This is a genomic window from Leclercia sp. Marseille-Q4284 (assembly GCF_916618945.1).
Classification (GTDB): Bacteria; Pseudomonadota; Gammaproteobacteria; order Enterobacterales; family Enterobacteriaceae; genus Enterobacter; species Enterobacter tamurae.
This window is the reverse complement of record NZ_CAKAKG010000001.1, coordinates 1793025-1817148: the sequence shown is the minus strand read 5'-3', so window position 1 is coordinate 1817148 and position 24124 is coordinate 1793025. Positions and strand designations below refer to the sequence as shown.

Here is a 24124-nt window from a genome sequence, read left to right as displayed (position 1 = left end):
GTCAATAATATAATGGGGTGATTATTTCGGAAAATTCGTGTGATGAACGCATCTGACAGACTCAGTAAATCCCCTCGCGTGCCTGGCAGACGGTTTATCAAACGCATGTTCCTGATGCGAGTGCTTGGAACATTTCTCTGCTTTTTCCCCATTCTTTCGGTGCTGGTGGAACAGCAACGTTCACCCTGGCTTATGGGTCTTCTGGCGATAAACGCCTTTATCTGGCCGACGCTGGCGTGCGCGTCGCTCTGCCGCGCCGCTGAGTACCGAACACCAAAACCTGGTGCTGGACGCCGGCGCGGGCGGGTTCTGGATCGCGATGATGTCGGCGAACCCGCTGCCGTCCGTCGCCATTGCTACTATCCTACTGGCCGATCGGCTGGCGGCCGGGGGGTTCCCGCTGATGAAAAAAGCCGGAGCGGTGATGCTGGCGGTCTTCATGGCCAGCTGGCTGACGCAGGGGATGGCGCTGGTTCCCTGGGTGTCGCAGCGTACGATGTACGCCACGCTGCCGCTGATTGGCATCTATACTGTAGCGCTGAGCGTGCTCACCAACAGTATCGCCATGCGGCTGCGCTTTAAATCGCGCGAGCTGGAACGCATTGCGATGATGGACCCGCTGCTCGACATTGCCAACCGGCGTCTGCTGGAGAAGCGTATCGATCATGAGCTGCACAAGCTGCGGCAGACCTGCAGCGAATCAGCGCTGATGTTTATTGATATCGATAACTTTAAAGAGGTTAACGATCGCTTCGGCCATAAGGTAGGGGATATGCTTTTAGTGACAGTGTCACAGATATTGCATATCGCCACTCGCCAGAGCGATACCCCGGCGCGGCTGGGCGGGGATGAGTTTGTGATCCTGCTGCCGGATACGACCCTGGACGAGGCGCACGTTGTCGCGTCCCGCATTATGGATGCCGCCGCCGTGATCGATGGCGTAGCGGAAGACGTGGTCCAGTGTACGATGAGTATTGGCATCGCCATCGCCACCCGGGATATGAAAAATGTTACAGACTGGTTACAGGCGGCCGACACTGCGCTGTACCAGGCGAAACGTGAAGGGAAAAACCGCATCTTTGCCCACTAAGCGGCGTCAGGATGCGCTAAGCTTTTAAAAAGCCTGATGTCCGGAGCCCCCAATGAAATCACCCTCACGACCCAACAATGAAGTGGAGCGTCTCAGCGCCTTGCGCGAATCCGGGCTGCTGGAGATCGAGAATCACCCGAGCTATGGCCGTGTGACCCGGCTGGCAAAACGCCTGTTTTCCGTCCCGGTGGCGATGATCAATCTGGTGGACGAGCATGTGGTGGTGGTTAAATCAGCCGATGGCGGTGACGCCACTAATCTGCCGCGAAATCTCTCTTTTTGCGGCCATACCGTACTCAGTAATGCCCCGCTGGTAGTGCCTGATACCCTCGACGATGCCCGTTTTGCGGATAATCCGCTGGCGACCGACGATAATCCTGTCCGGTTTTATGCCGGTCATCCACTGCATCTGCCCAACGGTGCGACGGTGGGATCGCTGTGCATTATCGACCACCAGCCGCGGCAGTTTTCGTCCTCTGACGTTGAGGCGTTGGCCGATCTGGCGGCGCTGGTGGAGGCTGAATTCGCGGCAATCTGCGCCAACATCGTCGACGACCTGACCGGGCTGTATAACCGCCGTGGTTTTCATCATCTTGCTACCTACGCCATCAGCGCCGCACGCCGTCGGGCTGAGCCGCTGACCCTCGCCTGGCTGGATCTCGACCGCTTCAAACAGATTAACGCCCGGTACGGTCGCGCCGATGGCAATAACGCCCTGAAGGCGATGGCCGGTCTGCTGAGTTCCACCTTCCGCCAGGCCGACGTGCTGGCGCGCTACGGCGGGGATGAGTTTGCGATCCTGTTTGCCAACAGCGACGAGAAGGGGGCGTGGATCGCCATGCAGTATCTGACCGAGCAGGCCGCGGTGTGGAATGAGCATGCCGAGTATCCGTGGGCGCTCTCCTTCTCCTGGGGCGTCAGAGAGTTTGATCACGATCGCGACGATCTGGCCAGCTGGCTGACCACGGCCGATGAGATGATGTACTCCATGAAACAGCAGCGCGGCACCGGATGCTGAGATAAGAAAATCCTCTGACACAGGTCCTTGTGTTACAAAAATGTAAAGCGCATGGTGATGCCGTTGATAAAAAGGAGAATAATGATGCCATCACCTGCAATTCAGATCTTTTCGCGTGAGGATATCCTTGCGCACCTCCCTCAATTAGCTGACATCCTGCACAGCTGTGTCACCGGCGGCGCGTCGGTGAGCTTTATGTTGCCCTACAGCCATGAGCAGGCCAGCGCTTTCTGGCGCGGCGTGGCCGACAGCGTCGGGCGCGGGGAGCGTACCGTACTGATCTCGACCAATGCCGAAGGCGACATCACCGGCACCGTGCAGCTGATCACCGATCAGCCCGACAACCAACCGCACCGGGCAGATGTTGCCAAACTGCTGGTTCACCAGAACGCGCGCCGCAACGGTGATGCCGGACGATTGATGGAGGCCCTGGAAAACGTGGCCCGCGACAAGGGTAAAACCGTGCTGGTGCTGGACACGGCCACCGGCAGCGGGGCGGAGACCTTCTATCAACGGGCGGGATGGCAGAAAGTGGGGGAGATCCCGCGCTATGCCCTGATGCCCGACGGTGAGATGACGGCTACCTCAGTCTTCTACAAATTCTTATAGATCCTGTCACAATTCGCACCGGGTTTGATCCAGACCGGGGTTTGTGGTCGTTAAGTTTTGATAAGTTATCGTACCAATCTTATCAGGCTGTATGACTAATCATTACAAGGACCCCATTGTGAACACACTGAACCGTCGTGATTTCCCCGGTGCTCTCTATCCTGAACGTATCATCCAGTTTGGTGAGGGCAACTTCCTGCGCGCGTTTATTGACTGGCAGATTGACCTGCTCAATGAACATACCGACCTCAACGCCGGTATTGCGATTGTCCGCCCGATCAAAAGCGATTTCCCGCCTTCACTGAGCACCCAGGACGGCCTCTATACCACCATCATCCGTGGTCTGAACGAGCAGGGCGAAGCGGTCAGCGACGCGCGTCTGATCCGCTCAGTTAACCGCGAAATCAGCGTTTACGACCAGTACGATGAGTTCCTGAAGTTGGCCCACAACCCGGAGATGCGCTTTGTCTTCTCCAACACCACCGAAGCGGGCATCAGCTATCACGCCGGGGATAAGTTCGAGGATGCGCCTGCGGTGAGCTATCCGGCAAAACTGACGCGTCTGCTGTTCGAGCGTTTCAGCCATTTCAACGGTGCCGCCGATAAAGGTTGGGTGATCGTCCCCTGCGAACTGATCGACTATAACGGCGACGCCCTGCGCGAACTGGTGCTGCGTTATGCTCAGGAGTGGGCGCTGCCAGCGGCCTTTACCCAGTGGCTGAACGACGCTAACAGCTTCTGCTCAACCCTGGTTGACCGCATCGTCACCGGCTATCCGCGTGACGAAGTGGCCCAGCTCGAAGCCTCTCTCGGCTATCACGATGCTTTCCTCGATACTGCTGAACACTTCTACCTGTTTGTGATCCAGGGGCCGAAATCACTGGCGCAGGAGCTGCGTCTCGACAAGCTGGCGCTGAACGTGCTGATTGTTGATGACATCAAGCCTTACAAAGAGCGCAAAGTGGCGATCCTCAACGGGGCGCATACCGCTCTGGTGCCGGTGGCCTTCCAGGCCGGGCTGGATACCGTGGGTGAGGCGATGAACGACACCGAGATCTGTGCGTTTGTTGAAAAAGCTATCCATGAAGAGATCATTCCGGTGCTGGATCTGCCGCGTGATGAGCTGGCCTCCTTCGCCAGCGCCGTGACGGGCCGTTTCCGCAACCCGTATATCAAACACCAGCTGCTGTCGATCGCCCTTAACGGTATGACCAAATACCGCACCCGCATTCTGCCGCAGCTTCTGGCAGGGCAGCAGGCCAGCGGCAAACTCCCGGCGCGTCTGACGTTTGCCCTGGCGGCGTTGATTGCCTTCTACCGCGCAGAACGTAACGGCGAAAGCTATCCGGTGCAGGACGATGCACACTGGATCACCCGTTTCCAGCAGCTGTGGACCCAGCATCATGACCAGCAGATCACCACCCGTGAGCTGGTGACGGCGGTGCTGAGCGTCAGCGAGCACTGGGAGCAGGACCTGACTCAGGTCAATGGCCTGGTAGAGCAGGTTGCGCTGGATCTGGATGCGATTGTGCTGAAAGGGATGCGCGCAGCGGTTAAACCGCTGTGTTAATCCTTTAGATTTTGCCGGGTGGCGCTGCGCTTACCCGGCCTACAGGGCTGACTCCCTCTCCCTTGAGGGAGAGGGCTGGGGTGAGGGGGAGCATACCGCAGATAACTTTTCTTCTTCTCCGTATTAGTTACAACATACTTTAACCTCTTCCTGTTACCCCACACCTTAACCCCGTGCGATCTGCCATCCGCCTCGCAAAAACGTCATCATTTTTTAACATACTTGCAACCGTGACGACGATCACGTTTAATAGTCACCGCTCTTTTTTCCCGATGAAGCTGACTATGATTGTTCGTCCTCAACAGCACTGGTTGCGCCTGATTTTTGTCTGGCACGGTTCCGTGCTGACAAAAATCTTTTCCCGCCTGTTTCTTAACTTTTTGCTCTCTATCGTCGTGATCCTGATGCTGCCCTGGTATACCTCGCTGGGCATCCGGCTGACGGTAGCGCCGTTCAGCATTCTCGGGGTCGCCATCGCGATCTTCCTCGGGTTCCGCAATAACGCCTGCTACGCACGCTATGTCGAAGCGCGCCTGCTGTGGGGCCAGCTGATGATTGCCTCGCGCTCGCTGTTCCGTGAAGTCAAAAACACCTTGCCGGACGATCCGGCGCTGGGTGAGTTTGTTCGCCTGCAAATTGCGTTTGCCCATTGTCTGCGCATGACCCTGCGCAGACAGCCGCAGGCCGACCAGCTGTCGGCCTATCTTTCCGAGGAGAACCTGCGCCTGACGATGGACTCCAGCTCGCCTGCCAACCGCATCCTGCTGATCATGGGGGAGTGGCTGGCGGTCAGGCGCCGGAAAGGGGAGCTGTCGGATATTCTGTTCCACAGCCTGAATATTCGTCTGAATGATATGTCGATCGTGCTGGCCGGCTGCGAGCGTATCGCCAATACCCCGGTGCCTTTTGCCTACACCCTGATCCTGCACCGCACCGTCTACCTGTTCTGCATCATGCTTCCGTTTGCCCTGGTCAGCGACCTGCACTATATGACGCCGTTCGTGTCGGTACTGATCTCCTACACCTTTATCTCGCTGGATACCTTGGCGGAAGAGCTGGAGGAGCCGTTCGGCGTCGAGAATAACGACTTGCCGCTGGATGCCATCTGCAATGCGATGGAGATTGATTTGCTGCAGATGAATGATGAGCAGGAGATCCCGGCGCGCAAGATGCCAGACAAGTATTACCAGCTGACGTAGGAGTTTGTATCCCACTGTATCTGCGCCGGAGCAAGATACAGCACCTTGCAAAACGGGCAATTTTGCACATATTTGCCATACATCATGTTGGTGAGATAAGCGGGTGTTATTCATAACCCGGAGATACCACCATGATGAACAAACTGGCTTACTCAACCCTCGCTCTGACGCTCTCTCTCGCCACCGTTTCTGCCTGTCAGGCCGAAGCGGCAGGCCCTGACTATGCCGCCGCCTTTAAACAAATCCGCCAGATTGACGCGGGCGATCTGAATATTGGCTATGTCGATATCGGCCCGAAAAACGGCGAACCGGTGATCCTGCTCCACGGCTGGCCGTACGACATTCACAGTTACGCCCAGGTTGCTCCCGCGCTGGCGGCCAAAGGCTACCGGGTGATCGTCCCGTACAACCGCGGGTTCGGTACCACGCATTTTCTGTCACCCACCACACCGCGCAACGGTCAGCCTGCGGCCATGGCAAAAGATGTCATTAACCTGATGGATGCTCTGAAAATCAAACGTGCGGTCTTCGCCGGTTATGACTGGGGCGCCAGAACGGCGGATATCGTGGCGGCGCTGTGGCCGGAGCGTGTTAAATCGCTGGTTTCGGTGAGCGGGTATCTGATTGGTAACCAGAAGGCCGGGGAAAAACCGCTCCCGCCGCAGGCTGAGCTGCAGTGGTGGTATCAGTTCTATTTCGCCACCGAGCGCGGCGAGAAGGGCTATGCCGCCAACACCCATGACTTTGCCAAACTCATCTGGATCCTGGCCTCGCCCGGCTGGAAATTCAGTGATGCCACCTTTAACGTCAGCGCCAAAGCGCTGGATAACCCGGATCACGTGGCGGTGACCATCAGCAATTACCGCTGGCGCCTGGGACTGGAAAAAGGTGAGCGCCGCTACGACAGCTATGAACAACGGCTGGCAGCGGGCCCGACCATCAGCGTGCCGACCATCACCATCGAAGGCGACAATAACGGCGCACCGCACCCGGCACCTGAGGTGTACGCGGCGAAATTCACCGGTAAATATCAGCATCGCACCTATACCGGCAACATCGGCCACAACCCGGCGCAGGAAGATCCGCAGGACTTTGTTAAGGCGGTGGTGGATGCGGATAAGTTGTAAGCAATCTATGCTATTTTTGGCGCATCGCTGATAAACAGGAGCTTAAGGTGGAGACAACCGATCACATTCTTGTCGTTGATGACGACCGGGATATTCGCGAGCTGGTCGTCGATTATCTGGTGAAATCGGGCTACCGCGCCACCGGCGCCGCCAACGGCAAAGAGATGCGCGCCGTGCTCGATAAACAGGCGGTCGATCTGGTGGTGCTGGATATCATGATGCCCGGCGACGACGGACTGACCCTGTGCCGCCAGCTGCGCAGCGGTCAACATAAAGATCTGCCGATTTTGATGTTGACCGCGCGCCACGAGGACATGGATCGCATCCTGGGCCTTGAGATGGGCGCGGATGATTATGTGGTCAAACCCTTTGTGGCGCGCGAGCTGCTGGCGCGGATCAAAGCCATACTGCGCCGCCATCGCACGCTGCCGCCCAACCTGCAGGTGACCGAAGCCGGGCGGATCATCGCTTTTGGCGACTGGCAGCTCGACACCAGCGCCCGTCATCTGCTGGATGCCTCCGGCACCATCGTGGCGCTGAGCGGGGCGGAGTACCGTCTGCTGCGGGTGTTTGTCGATCATCCCCAGCGCGTATTAACCCGCGATCAGCTGCTTAACTTCACCCAGGGGCGGGATGCCGAGCTGTTTGAGCGCTCCATCGATCTGCTGGTCAGCCGCGTGCGTCAGCGTCTGAATGAGGATGTACGCTCACCACGGTATATAAAAACAGTACGCAGCGAAGGGTATGTCTTTTCGATGCCGGTGAGCATTCTTGAGGCTAAAGAGTGAGGCTCTGGCCGCGTTCGCTGCACTATCGTCTGCTGGTGATCGTCCTGCTGGGATTGCTGCTCGCCAACGGCCTGAGCCTGACCCTGGTGATGGCCGAGCGGATGAGCAGCGTGCGCAACGTGATGCTGGGCAATCTGCAGGACGATGTCTCCACCAGTGTGGCGATTCTGGATCGGCTGCCGGCGAATGAGCGGGCGCAGTGGCTTCCGCGCCTTGACCGGGATAACTATCACTATCTGCTGGGGGCGGGGGAGCCGGGGGCTCCGCCCGCTGACGCCCGTTCCCGGGATGCAGTCCGCACGTTAACGGAGACGCTGGCGACCCAGTATCCGCTGCGCTTCACGGCGGTACCGGGGCCGGTTTCGCATATTCAGGCGCACCTGACGCTGCGCGACGGCTCGCCGCTGACGCTGGATCTTACTCCCCGGATGCCGCCGGTGGCCCGCTGGCTGCCGGTGGTGTTTATTATTCAGCTGCTCCTGGTAGTGATCTGCGCCTGGCTGGCGGTGCGCCAGGTGGTGCTTCCCTTCACACGTTTTACCCGGGCAGTGGATACCCTCGAACCCACCAGCCCCAATCCGCTGACCCTCACCGAGCAAGGCCCGCTGGAGGTGCGCCACGCCGCGCGGGCGTTCAATGCAATGCAGGACCGGATCCAGACCTCGCTGAAGGAGAGGGCGCAGATCCTTGCCGCCATCTCGCATGACTTGCAGACCCCCATTACCCGGATGCGGCTGCGGGTGGAGATGGCCGACCAGCCGGAGCTGCGTGACAAACTGACCCAGGATCTGGACAGCATGACCCGACTGGTGCGCGAGGGGATCGACTACGCCCGTTCGTCCGGGGTATCACCCGAGCCGGTGCGCAAGGTCGATCTCTATAGCTTTATTGATACGCTGGTCTGTGATTACGCCGATACGGGTAAAAACGTGCAGTTTAACGCGACCCGTACTGCTGTCCCTTTTGCTACCCGTCCGCAGGCGCTGCACCGCATCCTGACCAATCTGCTGGATAACGCCCTGAAGTTTGGCGATGCCGCAGAGGTGACGCTGACGGTGCACGACGACAGAGTGCAAATCGCCGTGGCGGATAACGGCCCGGGTATTCCGCAACATGAGCTGGCGGCGGTATTGCAGCCGTTCTACCGCGTGGAATCCTCCCGCAACCGGGAAACTGGCGGCACCGGGCTTGGGCTGGCGATTGCCGCTCAGCTCACCGCCCAGCTTGATGGTCAATTGCAGCTGGCGAACCGGCCCGAAGGCGGGCTTTGCGCACGGATTACCTTGCCGGTGACCTGACTTTCTCCCTCTCCCTTTGGGAGAGGGTTGGGGTGAGGGGGAACAAGCCGCACCGGTGCTTACCGCCGGGTGGCGGCTGCGCCTTACCCGGCCTACGAAACCACCGAAACCCGCCATTTGTACCGTACTGTATCCCCCCGCTACACAAATACAGCACCTGACAAAAATCCCAATCCACCACACATGCCGAACACATCTCCACGCTGTAATAGCCTCACTGCAATCGTCGCAGCGAACCGCTTTAGTGAGGTCTGTTATGTTTCTCGTGATCGCATTTTTAGGGGGCATGGTCAGCCTGCTCAGCCCCTGTACGCTTCCGGTTATTCCGCTGCTGTTCGCCGGCTTTCGTGGGCAGAAGCGCCAGCTAATCGCTATGCTGTTCGGCATGGTGATCATGTTTACCCTGGTCGCCAGCCTGATCACCGTCGCCAGTGACTGGGTGATCAGCGCTACACTGGTCGGGCGCTGGATTGCGCTGGGGTTGTTGAGCCTGGCCGCGCTGGCACTGATCTTCCCGACCTTTGCGCAGCGCATTGCTGGCCCGGCATTACGCCTCGGCAATACGATTAATTCCCGCAGCACCCGCACCCGGGGGATGACCTCGGCGGTGCTCGCCGGGCTGGCGGTCGGGCTGCTGTGGTCGCCGTGCGCCGGGCCGGTGTTAGGGGCCATTCTCAGTCTGAGTATCGCAGGGCATAACCCCGTCGCTACCGGTAGCCTGCTGGCGGCGTACGGCAGCGGTTGTGCGGTGATGCTCGCGCTGCTCGGCTTTAGCGGGCAGGCACTGATTGCACGGTTGAAAACCAAATCAGGACTGATGGACGGGCTGCGAAAAGCGGCGGGGGTGGCGATGCTGATGTCGGTCGCCTTTACCGCGTTCGGGCTGAATAGCGTCTTTCAGGGGGCAAACGGCGTGGCCGACCGTCTGGAGAAAACGCTGCTGCAGCTGGCACCGGAAAGTCAGCCTCAGCCGACCCTCCAGCCGGTTGCGCAACCGGTCACCACCAGCGCCATGCCGTCGCTTGAGGGCGGTACCGGGTGGCTGAACGGTGAACCGGTCACTCCGGCGTCGTTAAAAGGCAACGTGGTGCTGATCGACTTCTGGACCTGGGACTGCATCAACTGTCAGCACGCCCTGCCGCACGTTCGCGAGTGGGCCAATAAGTATCAGGCCCAGGGACTGGTGGTGATTGGGGTACATACCCCGGAGTATCCGTGGGAAAAACCGCTGGCGTCGGTGCAGCAGGCCATCAACAAATGGCAACTCCCGTACCGGGTGGTTACCGACAACAATTATAAGATCTGGACGGCCTTCGGTAATCGCTACTGGCCCGCGCACTACTTCTTCGATGCCAAAGGCCAGCTGCGCTACGCCTCGTTTGGGGAGGGGAATAACGACAAGCAGGAGCAGGTGATCCAGCAGCTATTGAAAGAGGCGAAGGCGTAGTTAGGGTTCGCGTCGCGCAACTATAAACAACCGCGGAAAAGCCAGCAGTATCTGCCCGTTCTCCTGCAGCGGATACTGCTCCTCCAGCAGCTGATGATAGCGGTGCAAATAGCGTTGTTGCTCGTGCTCATTCAGCTCCTGCAGCCAGGGGCGCAGGCCGGTGGCGCTCACCCAGTCGATAATGGCCTGATGTGAACTCATCTGGTGATAATAAGTGGTACGCCAGATATCCACCTCGCATCCCGCCTCGGTCAGAATGTCGTAATACGCATGGACGCCCAGCAGGGCAGCGCGGCCGCGATCCGGATAATCCTGTTCAGATGCCACCTCCCGCATCAGCACATGGGTTGGCTCGAGATCGTTATCCGGCATCTGGATCGCCAGCACGCCGTGCAGTTTTAGCAGCGAGACCAGATGCGGCAGCAGTTCGTAGTGGTTTTCCACCCACTGCAATGAGGCGTTGGCGTAAATCACACTCAACGCCTGTTCCGGGCGATAGTGGCGAATATCGGCCTCAAAAAAATGGCAGCCCGGCAGGGCGGCTCTGGCTTCTGTCAGCATAGCGGGTGAGGTATCAACGCCCGTGATATGTGCCGAAGGCCAGCGCTGTTGCAGCAGCGCCGTGCTGTTGCCGGGCCCGCAGCCCAGGTCGACCACATCGGTGACCTCATCCAGCGCAATGCGGGAGAGAAGCTCTAGGGCGGGGCGAGTACGTTCGGCGCCGTACTGCAGATAGAGGGCGGGGTTCCAGTCGGTCATGCAGTCATCTCCGGTTTATTCTTTCCAGAAGTGTAGATGATGATGACAGAAATCCGTTTCTGTCGGTGTGATTCGCTAGAGGATCCCCTTCAGGGCAACGTGATACAGCAGCATGATGGTTTTACCATCGACAATCAGGCCGTCATCGATGGCCTGCAACGCCTGGTCAACAGGCCACTCCAGCACCTCGATATCTTCACCTTCGGCTTCAATTCCGCCTCCCTGGCCTTTGCGATCGTCAGGACGATACTCCGCGATGTAAAAGTAGAGTTTCTCGGTGACCGAGCCGGGGCTCATAAAGGCGTCGAAGACCTTCTCCACGCGGTCGATCTGATACCCGGTCTCTTCTTCCGCTTCGGCTTTAATCCGCTGTTCCGGCGCCATGTTGTCGAGCAGACCGGCGGCGGTTTCAATCAGATAGCCGTCGTGACCATTGATGTACACCGGAAAGCGGAACTGGCGGGTCAGGATCACCGTCCGTTTGTCGCGGTTGTAGAGCAGAATGGTCGCGCCGTTACCCCGGTCGTAAGCTTCCCGGTTCTGGCGTTGCCACTCCCCATTACGGCGGCGCACATCGAAGGTATATTTTTTAAGTGTATACCAGTCATCTGACAGCGTTTTGCTGTCGAGAATGCGTACTTCTGCACGATTTGATTGCACGGTGCCTCCTGTTTACGTAGAGTGGGCATCATAAACTGCACTTTCGTGCAATATCAAGATCAAACATGCAGCTTCAGGAAAAGACCCATGCTCACTCGTCAACGCAAACAGCTGATCCTCGAAAAACTGAGTTCCGAAGGGCAGGTGTTGTCAAAAAATCTCAGCCTGGAATTTGAGGTGTCGGAAGATACCATTCGTCGGGATTTGCGCGAGCTGGCGGCTGACGGCCGTTTACAGCGGGTCCACGGCGGCGCACTACCGGCATCACAGGCGGTCTCCAGTTTTGCCGAGCGCAGCAGTCTGGGTATCGAGGCGAAAAAGCGGGTGGCGAAGAAGGGCGCGGAGCTGATCTCCCCGGGCCAGGTGGTGATTATCGACGGTGGCACCACCACCGCTGAGCTGGTGCGCTGCCTGCCTGCAGATCTCTCTTTCACCGCCGTGACCCATAGCCCGGGCATTGCTCTGGCGCTGGTGGACTATCCGCAGGTGGAGGTGATCCTGATTGGCGGGCGGCTGTTCCGCCACTCGGTGGTCACGGTAGGTGCTGCGGCCATAGAAGGTATTGCGCATATCCATGCCGATCTGTTTTTCATGGGGGTAACCGGGATACATCCTGACGCCGGGTTAACTACCGGAGATTATGAAGAAGCGTGCATCAAACGTGCATTTTCCGGCAGAGCTGCAGAAACGGTAGTGCTGGCATCCCCGGAAAAAATCAACACTGCATCATCCTTCAGGATCGGTGAGCTATCGCTAATTAATACTGTGGTGGTTGAGGCCGATACCGACAGCCGCTGGGTGGAGGTGGTCACTGGGCAAGGTGTTTCGGTTGTTAAAGTCTGATATCGATAATTCCATTATTACGTTGCTTAAGTCTTATTTTTCGCGTTTATTCTCTTATTTGGTGGCTTATGAAGCATGGCGGATAAATCAAAATAACTCTATAATATTGTGTGTTAACGCCAAAATACGCCGTTAAGGTACAAGATAATGGATTTAAACTTCAAAAAGCCTGATGAGATCGTCAGGTTATTGTGTGAACGGTTACGCCTGGAGCGCATCCGGCGCCAGTTCACCCAGGCCGAACTGGCGCAACGGGCTGGCGTAGGGGTGAATACAGTTTCAAATCTTGAGGCGGGGCGCAACGTCGGCTTTGAAGTCGTGGTGCGTGTGGCGATGGTTCTGGGTCTTACCCGAGAACTGGAAAACCTGTTTATGCCGCAGCTGGAGAGCCTGGACGATCTTCGCCGTTTCGAAGCTAGCGCATCCCGCCAGCGCATCAGAAAAAGGAGTCATGATGCCTGATCGCGTAGAGGTGTATTACGAGGGTTGGGGTGAACGCTGGTTGTGGGGAACGCTGGCCACCACCACCGCACTGACCCGACGGCCACTGATCTTCTTCGAATACAGCCAGCAGGCGCTGGAAAAAGGGTTTGAATTATCCGCGTTTACTCTTCCGCTGAAGGGGGACAAGCTGCGACAAAATTTTCCCGCTCACCAGTTAGGTTTACCTGGCCCGGTATATGACTCCCTGCCTGACGGCTGGGGCATGCTGCTGATGGATCGCTTGTTCAGGCAGCGTGGCCTGAGTGCGGCCCGCATTGGTCCTCTCGAAAGGCTGACCTACATTGGCAGTAATGCGATGGGGGCGATCTCTTTTGTGCCCGTTCAGGCCGAGCTCGCTGCGCCACAGAACGATATCCCGCTGACCCAGCTTGCAGAAGAGGTACGCGAGGTACTGGAAGGTGAAGGCGGGGCGTTTCTGCACCGACTACTGCAAATGGGCGGTTCGCCGCAGGGGGCGAGACCAAAAGCCTTGCTGTATCGTGACACTGTCACCGGACGTTTCACCACAATCCCTGTTAAGGACTATGAACCCTGGTTAATCAAGTTTCCTGCCCGGGATGAGCATGCCGAAGTGTGCGCCATTGAGATGGTATACGCTCAGTGCTTACGGGATTGTGGCATCGATACACCACAAACCGAATACTTTGACCTGCCGGGAGGCTATGCGGCTTTTGCCAGCAGGCGCTTCGATCGGCAAGCCGGGATGCGTGTTCCGATGCAAAGCCTGGCGGCATTTACCGGGGCGGATTACCGCGCACCGGGTTCACTGGATTACGCCACTTTTTTACGTGCCACGCAGGTCTGTACCAATGATGTGCGTGAGCAAGCCCGTGCTTTTGCCCGCGTTGTCTTCAACGTCATTTTCAATAACCGCGACGATCATCCAAAAAACTTCGCTTATTTGATGTCCGCGGAGGGAACCTGGACTCTGGCACCTGCGTTTGATGTCACCTGGAACGAAGGTCCCGGCGGTTATCATCAGATGGACGTTATGGGCGAGGCGCTGAATATAAAGCAGCAGCATCTGCTGTGGTTGGGCACCCGGGAGGCGGAGCTCAGTGAATCGCAGGTAAACCAGCTTATCGCGCGTATTGCCGACGTCGCCAGCGGGTTCTCCGCTTATGCCGAAGCCTTGCTGCCAGGAAAAATCACCCCGGCCACACGGCATGCCATGCAAAAGCAAATAGATGCAAATATCAGCCAGCTCCGCTAAACAGAGGAAGAGCGCAGCCGCATAAGCTACGCTTCAGCTAATGCTTATTTAATAAAAGGACTGCATGATGCTGCAAAAAATCAGCCTGATATCTCTCGCCTGTTTGCTGTTTACCGGGTGTATGTCCAATGAGGGCACATCCCCCGAAGAGAAGAAGTTTCGCAAAGTCGAGTCCGCGGCAAGCGAGTGCGCCGAGATTGTGAAAAACCAGACCATCGAACTCACCGCCGAAGGACAGGATGCCAATACCCGCTGGACGACCATAGAGTATGTGGTGCCTGGCCAGCATACCCGCACGGTGGAGTATCGTACCTCCTCGGTGCTGGATAACGGCGAGCCGGGCAAGGCGTGGCAGACCTGTATGTCGGACAAAAAAGCCCTTGTGCCTGAACTGAAAATATAAACTTTTGACAGGAATAACCGGCAGCGATCCCATGATCCCTGCCGGTTTTTTTTTGCAGCACAGCCCGGCATACAATATACTAAATTACATTATATAAAATTATATATTGATGGATGCAAACCATGGCTGTGATGGCAGATACTGATATTCAGGATGCAATGAAACAGGCGGCGTCAGGTGCCGCGGAGATCTTACGCGGTTTGTCCAATGCGGACAGGCTGCTGTTGATGTGTCAGTTAAGTCAGGGGGAAGCGAGCGTCGCGCAACTCGAAGAGGCGGTGGGGATCCACCAGCCTACACTCTCCCAGCAGTTGGGGGTGCTACGCCGTTTAAAGCTGGTGGAGACCCGACGCACCGGCAAACAGATTTTCTACCGGATTGAGGATCCGCGGATCTTCGCGCTGCTCAATACCCTATATGACCTCTATTGCCCACAGGCAGGAGACAATCATGTCGATTGATTTTATTCACTTTACGCCGCTGAGTAGCCTCGGCGGCGGGTTGTTAATCGGGCTTGCCGCCATACTGCTGATTCACTTTTGTGGGCGTATCGCCGGGATCAGCGGCATTGTGGCGGGCATGCTGACGAAGCAGACCTGGAAAGAAGGGTGGCGGATCGCTTTTTTAGCCGGTCTGATTGGCTCGCCGCTGCTGTTTGCGCTGTTTTTCCCGTTGCCGGACATTAACGTTGAGGCCTCCTGGCCGGTAATTATCGTGGCCGGTTTGCTGGTGGGCATCGGGACACGTCTCGGCTCGGGATGTACCAGCGGGCACGGCATTTGCGGACTATCGCGTTTTTCTAAGCGATCTCTGGTCGCCACGCTGACCTTTATGGTTGTCGGCATTGTTACCGCAACGCTGACCGGTTTATGGCTGGGCTGAGGAAAATATGATGCTGGTAATTATGGCGTTTCTGTGTGGTCTGATTTTTGGCGCAGGCTTGCTGATTAGCGGTCTGGCGAATCCTGAAAAGGTGCTTGGTTTTCTGGATCTGTCTCAGGCCTGGGATCCCTCACTTGCCTTCGTGATGATTGGGGCGATTGCGGTGGGGATCATTGGCTTTGCGCTGGTGAAAGGTAGAAAAACGGCGTTTTGCGGGGTGCCGATTCTGCTACCAGACAATAACACCGTTGACCGCACACTGGTGGTGGGCGCGATCCTGTTTGGTCTGGGCTGGGGGCTGGCAGGCATTTGTCCCGGGCCGTCGCTGATATTGTTGGGGGCGGGCATCGGCAAGGGGCTGCTGTTTGTTTTATCAATGCTTGCCGGGATGTGGATCGTTACCCGGGTCCGGTCATCTTAATCCACTTCTGGAATCACCAGGGAGGTGAGCACGTGGTCCTGCCAGACCCCATTGATCTTGAGATAAGAGGGCGCATACCCCTCTTTAACGAAGCCGAGGCTGGCCAGGGTTTTACTGCTGCGTGCGTTATCAGGTAGGTGGTTTGCCATAATCCGATGAAAGCGGTAATTGACCTGCACATAGCTCAGCGATTCCTTCAGCGCCTCGTGCATCAGTCCTTGCCCCTGATAAGCGCGATCGAGCGAGAAGCCGAGATAGCACGCCTGGAAAACACCAAAGATAAAGTTGGTGAAGTTGATGCTGCCGATTATTTTATTCTCGCCTTTTAAGGTGAAAACCAGTTGCAGGCATTTTCTCGCGTTGTAATCGCTCTGCGCACTCTCAATTCGTTGAGATACGCTCTCCAGCGTGAAATATTCCTCATCACGTAAGGGCTCAAAGGGCGCGAAATGCGATCGGTTTTCCCGCAGGAAAAGCAGGAGGCTGTCTGCCAGATCGGACGTCAGCAGATAAACGTCCGTCCTTTCGGTGGAGAATAACTTCATGTCGCGCTCTCATTAACATTATTGTCACATCGATTGTACTGATAATAACGTTCATTTCCAGCCTGCAACTGACTCAACCTACTAAAGTTAGGCTGGAAACCTTGACCCGATTTGCCAGATGCTATGGCGTAGACATCCTGTTATCGAACTGTTCTGAAAAGAGAGTGCTATGAAATTATATGTGTATGAGCATTGCCCGTTCTGTATCCGCGCGAGAATGATCTTCGGCCTCAAACAGGTGCCTTTTGAGCTGGGCGTGATCATGGAAGGGGATGCGGAGACGCCAACCCGCATGGTAGGTAAAAAGGTTGTGCCGATCCTGCAGAAAGAAGAGGGCGTATACATGCCGGAAAGCATGGATATCGTTCACTACGTTGACCAGCTTGATGGCGCGCCGGTTATTACCGGGGAGTGCAATCCGGTCATTGACGCCTGGTGCAAAGAGAATACGCGTGCCGTATTCAATCTGGCGATCCCGCGTTTTACCCGCGCCGATTTTAAAGAACTCGCCACACCCGCCGCGCGCGAGGCCTATACTCAGCGCGAGATTAACGCCTTTGGCGATCTGGATACGTTGATGGCGAATAGCCAGACCTACATCGACACGCTGGTGGAAGCGCTCGGTAAAATCGAGGCGTATTTGCAAGGGCGACATCCTGTCAGTATCACCGATTTTTATCTCTTCCCGATCCTGAATTCGCTGACGATTGTGAAAGGCTTCCCGTACACAGAGGCGCTGCGCGGTTATCTGGACCATATTTCCTCGGCCTGTAACGTACCGCTGTTTACAGACAAAGCTTTATAACGGCAAGGGGGTATGCCCCTTAAAAAATGGTCGTCCGATTTTCGGTTGTGAGGGATTCATCGAATCCCTTAGATTCACCCTGTATCTTATTACAGGAGAGAATCATGACCTTCGCTGAACTTCACCATCAACACACACCCTTAGTTATCGCTAATGTCTGGGATGCGACCAGTGCTATAGCGGCGCAACAGGCAGGTTATCAGGCTCTGGGGACGTCAAGTGCAGCCATCGCTGCGATGCTGGGTTACGAGGATGGAGAAGCAATGTCGTTTGACGAATTGCTCTATATTGTCACGCGGATCACGTCCGTCAGTAATCTGCCATTAAGTGTTGATGTTGAAGCGGGGTATGGCAGTAACGCGGATGAGATAGCGGAGCATCTTAAGCGTCTTGCGCAGGCGGGCGTGGTAGGGATAAACCTTGAGGACAGTAAAGTCGTTAATGGGGTCAGACGACTTGTGGACGCGCTGGCATTCTCCAGGAAGTTAGAAGCGATTCGCACCCGGTTGAACGCAGAGAATCATCAGTTGTTTCTTAATATCCGTACCGATACCTACCTGCTGGATCATGAGCACGCGTTACAGGAAACGCTTTACCGGGGCCGCCTCTACAAAGCGGCGGGGGCTGATGGGCTTTTTGTTCCATGCCTGACGTCAGAACAGGATATAGCGATGATTGCTAAGGAGCTCAACCTGCCGTTGAACGTCATGTGCATGCCCGATCTCGCTACCTTCGGGAGACTGAAGCAAGCAGGAGTAAGCCGGATCTCAATGGGGAACGTTGTGCATTCGGCTATTCAGTTGCAGCTGAAGAATTTGCTGGAACGTATCCAGGCGCAGCAGTCATTTGCAGAGGTCTTTATTGATGAAAGTGCTCGATAGTAAGCAGTGCGATCTCTGGTATCAGGCATTACTTGAGCGTGATTCCGGGTATACGGGGGTATTTTACGTCGGCGTTAAAACGACAGGGGTATTCTGTATTGCGGTATGCCGGGCCCGGAAACCGAAACGTGAGAATGTGGAGTTTTATACAGATTTTAAATCTGCCCTCGATGCCGGGTACCGTCCCTGTAAAGTGTGTCGACCCACTGAAAATGCGCACAGTGCGCCGACGTTCATCGAACAGGCGCTTGAGCTTGTTCGCGCAGATCCTAAAACACGGATAAGCGATACGGCTCTACGTAATCATGACATTAGCCCCGAGCGGGTGCGGCGCTGGTTTCTGCAAAATCACGGTATTACTTTTCAGGCATTTCAACGAATGCAGCGGGTTAATATTGCCCTGCAGGAGTTAAAAGGTGGGCGTAACGCGACCGATGTCGCTTTTGACAGTGGTTACGAGTCATTAAGCGGTTTTGGCTATACCTGTAAACGTCTTACGGGCGTCGCGCCAACCGAACAGACCAGGGTGATCGTTATTCAACGTTTTACCACCACGCTTGGCCCTATGTTTGTATGCGCCACGGAACGGGGCGTGTGTCTGCTGGAATTTACCGATCGTCGTATGCTGGAGACAGAGTTTCGCGATCTCCAGCGTCTGTTAAAGGCGAGGATCATGGCGGGGGAAAATAGTCATACCCGCCAGGCGGAAAGAGAGATACATGAGTACTTTTCCGGTACCCGGCAACATTTTGATCTCACGCTGGATGCCCCCGGCACGGATTTCCAGCGCGCCGTGTGGCAGGCGTTACGCGACGTTCCTTACGGTCAGACATCCTATTATCAATCTCTTGCCAGGCAGATTGAAAAACCGGCTGCCGTACGCGCGGTAGCGGCGGCAAATGGCGCTAACCGGATAGCCATTGTAATTCCATGTCACCGGATTATCGGCAAAGAGGGGGCAATGACCGGTTACGGGGGAGGGATCGCACGTAAAGAGTGGCTTATTGAACATGAACGAAAGCAGCGTTCACTTTTTTGTCCTGCGGGCTGAAAAATACGGTAATGTATTTGTTAAATAAACAAATTCAGAACGCTATCCATGACATCTTTGCTATTCCATAAATATCACGGGCTCGGTAATGATTACCTGGTGTGCCACCGTTCTGTCGCAGAGCAGCTGAGCACCGAGCAGATTCGTATCCTATGCCATCGCCATTATGGTGTAGGCTCTGACGGTCTGCTTATTGACAGTGGGGATCAACATCAGCCCACCTTACGCATCATCAATCCGGACGGTTCAGAAGCCGAGAAAAGCGGTAACGGTCTGCGCATCTATGCTCGCTATCTTTTCGATATCGGCCGCGTCGGACACGAGCCGTTTTTAGTGCACACCGCAGGTGGGGATGTACGTTGCCGGGTACATGACGATCCGCATCAGATCACGGTGGAGATGGGGCAGGCGAATTTCAGTCCGGCGGCACTGCCCGCGCTGATTGACCAACCTGAAGTGCTGAATCATCCCTTAAAGCTGGCGGATGAAACTATCCTGGTATCGCTGGTCTCAATGGGCAATCCACACTGTGTTGTGCTGGTGGATAAGCTCGATCTGGCGCTGGTTCACCGCTTAGGGCCGCAAATAGAAAATCATCCCGTGTTCCCGAAACGCACCAACGTCCAGCTGGTGGAGGTCGTCGATCGCACTACGCTGCGTATCGGTATCTGGGAGCGGGGCGCCGGTTTTACGATGGCTTCCGGCAGCAGCAGCTGTGCAGCAGCCAGCGTTATGCGTAAATTAGACCGGGTCGATAATTGGGTCAGCGTGAATATGCCCGGTGGGCAGCTGCAAATCAGCTTTGATGACAATTTTCAGGTCAGCATGTCTGGCCCGGTGCATAAAATTGCCAGCCTGACGCTGGACGAAGACTGTTTTGCTGGTGGGAAGGTCGCCAGCTGATTTTGCGACTTCTCAGACTGGCAGCCTGCAACGGGTTGCCGGTCGTTTTTAGGATTAACTACCGCGTTCCATAGCCTGATTCATCCTTTCCCTTATATTTCTCTGCGACCAATAGCCCTCACATCATAAGCTGGCAAATTATACATTTCGTTAACATTTATTATTGCAGCTGCTGATGAATAATCTTAATAATATTTAGGCGCTTATATTTCATAGCGATCCAATATGTTAATAAAAATAATTATCAGGATAACTTATGACGACAAAACCTGCCGCTGAAGTGAGTGCGGTACCTGGTCTGTTTCAGACGCTAAAAACCTTCCCGGCCACTGTCCATGCGCTGCTCTTTTTTACCTTCATTGTTCGCTTTAGCTATTTCATGGCATGGCCGTTTATCGCGGTGATCATGACGCAGAATTACCATATGTCGCCGATTGCCATTGGCGTGGCGATGACCAGCAGTGCGCTGTTATCGGTGGCGCTCGGCATGTATGGCGGGCAGATTTCGGACAGGTTAGGGCGCCGGATCATTCTTCTGCTGGGCTGTGGCTTTTCTGCCGTAGGCTATATCACCCTGGCGCAGGCCACCGGGATGGGGCTGTTTATTACCGGCCTGATGATCATCGGCGTGTGCTTTGCGTGGGTTGATCCCCCTGTGCGTGCTCTGATGAGCGATCTGCTTGGCGATCGCCGCCGCCGTGCACTTGCTCTGCAAATGCGTTACTACCTGATCAACGTCGCGGCGGTATTTGGTCCGCTGGTCGGGATAGTTTTTGGCCTGACATCCCAGAAGGGGACGTTCCTGATCACCGGGCTGACCTATCTGCCGTTTTTCGTCTACGTGCTGCTGTTTATCCCGGCGGGTAAACTGCTGGGGGAACAGCAGGGAGCCAGCGCCCCGGCGATTAAGCTGCATCAGGTGATGGGAATCATTGCCAGGGACAAAATCTATATTGCGGCACTGCTGTGCAGCATTTTATGCAGCATTGTTTTTATCCATTACGAAGCTGTATTGCCGCAATACCTGATGTTACTTGACGGCAACGCGGCGATTAAGTTGATAACCCTGATACTGGTGACCAATGCCTGTACCGTGCTGGTGTTCCAGAGTTTTATTATGCGGTTTCTGGCGCAAATCAACCTGCCAAAACGCATTCTGCTGGGTGGCGCCATTTTTGCTTTGTCGCAGCTCTGCATGTTTGCCACGCGTTCGACGGAAGTCTGGCCATGGCTGACGGTCACCGTCGTGTTCAGTATGGGGGAGGCGATTCTGATGCCGAACCTGAACATTCTGCTCGATCAACTGGCACCGGCTGAGCATCGCGGTGCTTATCTGGGGGCTTCAACATTAACGACGCTGGGGGTAGCTCTCGGGCCGTTGATCGGTGGCGTGATGTTGGCCATGACCGGAGCGGGCGTATTTATCAGCACCGCATTACTGAGCCTGCTGCTGTGCGTGATTATTTATGCTTGTCGGGTCAGGATGTTGGTGCGTTTGCAGGATTGATAGTGATGATAGCCAGCATGGAACATAAAGCCTGAGGATCCTCAGGCTTTATTTTAATGTGAGCGCTGTCTTCGTCGGATATATAGCCATACGAAGGTCAGCGTGAGTAATGGAATTCCATGGAAAATAATAATGACCATTGAGGGCGCTAACCAGATATAGAAGGGCGCCACTATCAGCATTCCAACACCAAAACCTGTCATCTGTAAGAGCGTGATCAGGCTAAAAATAGGTAGCCTTAATGATTCAACTTCACTTTGGATGCGTGAGATGAGGCTAACATCCGCAAGTCCATCTCCAGTGCCTGCGAAGAAAATAAAGAATAATGCCAGAGAGACGGCGTTTTGTTGGAACGTTAAAATAAACCCCAGCGACATTAATGCCACACCATAAAAGAATAAACGCTCAGTTCGTATCCCTCGCTTAAGCAAAAGATAATTTGCCGCTCTTGCACCTGCAAATTTCCCACCGGCCCAGACTGCCAGCAGAAGACCCATCGTTTTTCCTGGCGATTCAGACGTCAGAAGCTCTGAAATGACAGGAAACCCTACGTTATGGGCAGCACTCCCGAGAGTATCAGCCATAGTTACCAGCAACATGCCTGCCATCAGCGGTGCTGTTTTAAGTCCTTTAACAAGATTACTCCATTCGTTACGCTGATTTTTCTTGTCTACGCCCGCCGGGGTAACCAGAAAGCGTAAAGGCAGAATAGATAAACCTGCAAGGAGGTAAGTGAGAATATTGGTGATGAATACCAGCTCATAACCGTTCGCAGCCAGCAAAATACCCGACACCATACTACCCGTAACCGCACCGGTCGCAGATGCTGATGTTAACCAGGCATTAGTCGCAACCCGGCGGGAATCATCCACCCAGTATGGCAACTGGCTGTTTAGCCCAATTGCAAACATCGAATTACCAATACCAATCCCCAAAGCAATAAAAGGTAAAAGATAGATTTGTACGGAATAAGGAAAAATTAATAATGATGCCAGCAGCGCCGCACGAAGAACATCCAGTATTACCAGGGGCAGGCGTCCGGTGAAACGTCTGAAATAAGGGACGCCAAACAAGCTTGCTAAAATTCCGCCGGTAACGCGACAGGCCAGAAAAATACTCACTTGCATCACACTTTGGCTTAGCACGTATACATAGGTGGATAATGCCACCATGTTTAAAAAAGCGCCGAAATCGGAGATAAAGCGGGCGGAAACGATCAGCCAGCCATTTCTGGCAGACCGATTAATCATTTCTTCATCCGGGTGCGCATCAGTCATACAGTTATCCTTTGCGGAAACGACAGGTGATCAGCAACAAGTATCATAGTCTGCAGCGCAATTTCACACAGCCTACAAAATATAGAAAAGACGTGACCGGACGGTATCCTGGGCCAGATGAACATCGAGCTGGTCTGCGAGTCTGAATCCCATGTTGGCGAATTCACGTGTCTGACATCTTAAGTCTCTTAGTCCTGAGCAGACAGGACTATTTCGCGGTTATAAACATCAGTGCGCATAATGTATATTATGTTAAATGCGATATTGCGATACCCAGGTCAGCCATCTCCTCGGTACCACTCCCGGCATTTACCGCTTTAATAACTCCCGCTCACGCCCTGATTCTGGCGCGCCGAATCGAAGATGTGCGATTCGGCGCGCGGATTCACTGTCCCACCGTCCGACACACCGCAATCACCCTCTCTCTCAGCCAGCGATGGCCGGGGTCGTTTTCCATTCTGGGATGCCACATCTGCGATACCGTTATAGTGCGGGTTTTAAAGGGCAGCTCAAAAACATGCAGTTGTTCTGTCATGTGCGGGTTTTGCAGATAGAGCGCCGGCACCATGGCGACAAGATCGGACGCCAGCGCCACGGACAACGCTGTCGGAAATCCGGGCACCACGCTTGCAATCTTTCGCGTCATCCCTGCCTCTGCCAGCGCATCATCCACAAACCCGTGTAACGATCCGTCGGGCGCGGCCACCACATGGCCCCAGGAGACATAGTCGTTGAGGCCGATGTTGGGTAACGATGCCAGCGGATGCGTCTTACGAACCGCACCCACAAATCTGTCCTGAAAAAGTCTCTGGAGACGAATTTCCGGGCCCATATTGCTCTGCACGCCAATCTCCAGATCCACCAGGCCCTCGCGCAGATAGCGGGATGTTTTTTCAGGTTTCGGTGCAAAGCGGATGCAGACGTCAGGCGCCACTTCAGCCACGGCGGCAATCAGCGCCGGACCAAACGCGACGACAAATCCATCATTGGCTCTGATAGTGAAAAACCGCGCCAGATTTTGCACGTTAAGCGTTTCCATGGAAGGTTGCAGCACCGCCCTCGCCTCATGCACCGCGTTCCGGGCGCGATCCCGGGACGCTTCAGCCCAGGGCGTCAACACCATATTGCGTCCTGCCCGCACCAGGATCGGATCCCCCGTCACCTCCCGTAGCCTGCTGAGCGTGCGGCTCATGGCTGATGTGCTCAGGTTTAAACGCCGCGCTGCCCCTGCAACGCTGGCCTCTGCCAGCAGAACGTCGAGCGCGACGAGCAAGTTAAAATCAGGATCGGACATGAGAACCTCTGAGCTTAGATAAGGCGTTCG

Annotated in this window: 25 protein-coding genes and 1 pseudogene; 21 read left to right on the top strand and 5 right to left on the bottom strand. The window is 55.5% G+C overall.

Going from position 1 to position 24124, the window contains the following annotated elements; translation table 11 throughout:
• The first annotated feature begins 105 nt into the window (after positions 1-105).
• From LG383_RS08450 to LG383_RS08410, 9 genes and pseudogenes are all read left to right on the top strand, one after another.
• Positions 106-1090: pseudogene (locus LG383_RS08450) on the top strand (diguanylate cyclase).
• Between the two features lie 52 nt (positions 1091-1142).
• On the top strand, positions 1143-2108 hold the full coding sequence (locus LG383_RS08445) for a sensor domain-containing diguanylate cyclase (RefSeq protein WP_225758843.1): 966 nt from the start codon (positions 1143-1145) through the stop codon (positions 2106-2108).
• A gap of 81 nt (positions 2109-2189) precedes the next feature.
• Positions 2190-2717, top strand: coding sequence for a GNAT family N-acetyltransferase (locus LG383_RS08440; RefSeq protein ID WP_225758842.1), 528 nt, complete (start codon positions 2190-2192; stop codon positions 2715-2717).
• Between the two features lie 118 nt (positions 2718-2835).
• Positions 2836-4287, top strand: coding sequence for a tagaturonate reductase (locus tag LG383_RS08435; RefSeq protein WP_166182417.1), 1452 nt, complete (start codon positions 2836-2838; stop codon positions 4285-4287).
• 284 nt (positions 4288-4571) lie between these two features.
• Entirely contained in the window at positions 4572-5486 is a 915-nt protein-coding gene (locus LG383_RS08430) for a bestrophin family protein (RefSeq protein ID WP_225758841.1), read from the top strand.
• Between the two features lie 131 nt (positions 5487-5617).
• Positions 5618-6613, top strand: coding sequence for an alpha/beta fold hydrolase (locus LG383_RS08425; RefSeq protein ID WP_225758840.1), 996 nt, complete (start codon positions 5618-5620; stop codon positions 6611-6613).
• Positions 6614-6660: 47 nt separating this feature from the next.
• Positions 6661-7401, top strand: coding sequence for a response regulator (locus LG383_RS08420; RefSeq protein WP_225758839.1), 741 nt, complete (start codon positions 6661-6663; stop codon positions 7399-7401).
• Positions 7398-8699, top strand: coding sequence for an ATP-binding protein (locus tag LG383_RS08415; RefSeq protein ID WP_225758838.1), 1302 nt, complete (start codon positions 7398-7400; stop codon positions 8697-8699). Before LG383_RS08420 ends, LG383_RS08415 begins: the two co-directional genes overlap by 4 nt.
• A gap of 256 nt (positions 8700-8955) precedes the next feature.
• Entirely contained in the window at positions 8956-10146 is a 1191-nt protein-coding gene (locus LG383_RS08410) for a cytochrome c biogenesis protein/redoxin (protein ID WP_225758837.1), read from the top strand.
• Here the strand turns inward: LG383_RS08410 and tam are convergent, their stop codons facing one another.
• Together tam and LG383_RS08400 are read right to left on the bottom strand one after the other, a co-directional pair.
• Positions 10147-10905, bottom strand: a complete 759-nt coding sequence (tam, locus tag LG383_RS08405; RefSeq protein WP_225758836.1) for a trans-aconitate 2-methyltransferase — start codon at positions 10903-10905, stop codon at positions 10147-10149.
• Between the two features lie 75 nt (positions 10906-10980).
• Entirely contained in the window at positions 10981-11565 is a 585-nt protein-coding gene (locus LG383_RS08400; RefSeq protein ID WP_225758835.1) for an NUDIX domain-containing protein, read from the bottom strand.
• An 87-nt stretch (positions 11566-11652) separates the two neighbouring features.
• On the opposite strand from LG383_RS08400, the gene LG383_RS08395 reads away from it, so the two are divergent.
• The 7 genes from LG383_RS08395 to LG383_RS08365 all read left to right on the top strand — a co-directional run bounded on the left by LG383_RS08395 (position 11653) and on the right by LG383_RS08365 (position 15831).
• Complete coding sequence (locus tag LG383_RS08395; RefSeq protein WP_225758834.1) at positions 11653-12408, top strand: DeoR/GlpR family DNA-binding transcription regulator; 756 nt, start codon at positions 11653-11655, stop codon at positions 12406-12408.
• A 147-nt stretch (positions 12409-12555) separates the two neighbouring features.
• Entirely contained in the window at positions 12556-12870 is a 315-nt protein-coding gene (locus LG383_RS08390) for a helix-turn-helix domain-containing protein (RefSeq protein WP_370635144.1), read from the top strand.
• A complete protein-coding gene (locus LG383_RS08385; protein ID WP_225758833.1) occupies positions 12863-14125 on the top strand; it encodes a type II toxin-antitoxin system HipA family toxin in 1263 nt (420 codons plus the stop codon). Before LG383_RS08390 ends, LG383_RS08385 begins: the two co-directional genes overlap by 8 nt.
• Before the next feature lie 64 nt (positions 14126-14189).
• Entirely contained in the window at positions 14190-14528 is a 339-nt protein-coding gene (locus tag LG383_RS08380) for a hypothetical protein (RefSeq protein WP_146145502.1), read from the top strand.
• Between the two features lie 122 nt (positions 14529-14650).
• On the top strand, positions 14651-14989 hold the full coding sequence (locus LG383_RS08375; protein ID WP_166182426.1) for a metalloregulator ArsR/SmtB family transcription factor: 339 nt from the start codon (positions 14651-14653) through the stop codon (positions 14987-14989).
• Entirely contained in the window at positions 14979-15410 is a 432-nt protein-coding gene (locus LG383_RS08370) for a YeeE/YedE family protein (RefSeq protein WP_225758832.1), read from the top strand. Before LG383_RS08375 ends, LG383_RS08370 begins: the two co-directional genes overlap by 11 nt.
• Before the next feature lie 10 nt (positions 15411-15420).
• On the top strand, positions 15421-15831 hold the full coding sequence (locus tag LG383_RS08365) for a DUF6691 family protein (protein WP_225759520.1): 411 nt from the start codon (positions 15421-15423) through the stop codon (positions 15829-15831).
• On the opposite strand, the gene LG383_RS08360 is transcribed toward LG383_RS08365, so the two are convergent.
• Positions 15828-16376 (bottom strand): GNAT family N-acetyltransferase, encoded by a 549-nt coding sequence (locus tag LG383_RS08360; RefSeq protein ID WP_225758831.1) that lies wholly within the window; start codon positions 16374-16376, stop codon positions 15828-15830. The two genes, LG383_RS08365 and LG383_RS08360, sit on opposite strands and share 4 nt — an antisense overlap.
• Positions 16377-16545: 169 nt before the next feature.
• Here LG383_RS08360 and grxB point away from each other — a divergent pair, with 169 nt between their 5' ends.
• The 5 genes from grxB to LG383_RS08335 all read left to right on the top strand — a co-directional run bounded on the left by grxB (position 16546) and on the right by LG383_RS08335 (position 21523).
• Positions 16546-17181, top strand: coding sequence for a glutaredoxin 2 (gene grxB, locus LG383_RS08355; RefSeq protein ID WP_225758830.1), 636 nt, complete (start codon positions 16546-16548; stop codon positions 17179-17181).
• 104 nt (positions 17182-17285) lie between these two features.
• Positions 17286-18062, top strand: coding sequence for an isocitrate lyase/phosphoenolpyruvate mutase family protein (locus tag LG383_RS08350; protein ID WP_225758829.1), 777 nt, complete (start codon positions 17286-17288; stop codon positions 18060-18062).
• The gene (locus LG383_RS08345; protein WP_225758828.1) at positions 18046-19113 is read left to right on the top strand and encodes a bifunctional transcriptional activator/DNA repair enzyme AdaA; all 1068 of its coding nucleotides are present in this window, start codon (positions 18046-18048) and stop codon (positions 19111-19113) included. The genes LG383_RS08350 and LG383_RS08345 overlap by 17 nt, the downstream gene beginning before the upstream one ends.
• 48 nt (positions 19114-19161) lie before the next feature.
• A complete protein-coding gene (dapF, locus tag LG383_RS08340; RefSeq protein WP_225758827.1) occupies positions 19162-20016 on the top strand; it encodes a diaminopimelate epimerase in 855 nt (284 codons plus the stop codon).
• A gap of 256 nt (positions 20017-20272) precedes the next feature.
• Positions 20273-21523, top strand: a complete 1251-nt coding sequence (locus LG383_RS08335; protein WP_225758826.1) for an MFS transporter — start codon at positions 20273-20275, stop codon at positions 21521-21523.
• A gap of 53 nt (positions 21524-21576) precedes the next feature.
• Here LG383_RS08335 and LG383_RS08330 read toward each other — a convergent pair whose 3' ends face one another.
• Both LG383_RS08330 and LG383_RS08325 read right to left on the bottom strand, forming a co-directional pair.
• Positions 21577-22800 carry an MFS transporter gene (locus LG383_RS08330; protein WP_225758825.1) on the bottom strand — a complete coding sequence of 408 codons (1224 nt, stop codon included), beginning with the start codon at positions 22798-22800 and terminating at the stop codon, positions 21577-21579.
• 385 nt (positions 22801-23185) lie between these two features.
• Complete coding sequence (locus LG383_RS08325) at positions 23186-24094, bottom strand: LysR family transcriptional regulator (RefSeq protein WP_225758824.1); 909 nt, start codon at positions 24092-24094, stop codon at positions 23186-23188.
• Positions 24095-24124: the final 30 nt, after the last annotated feature.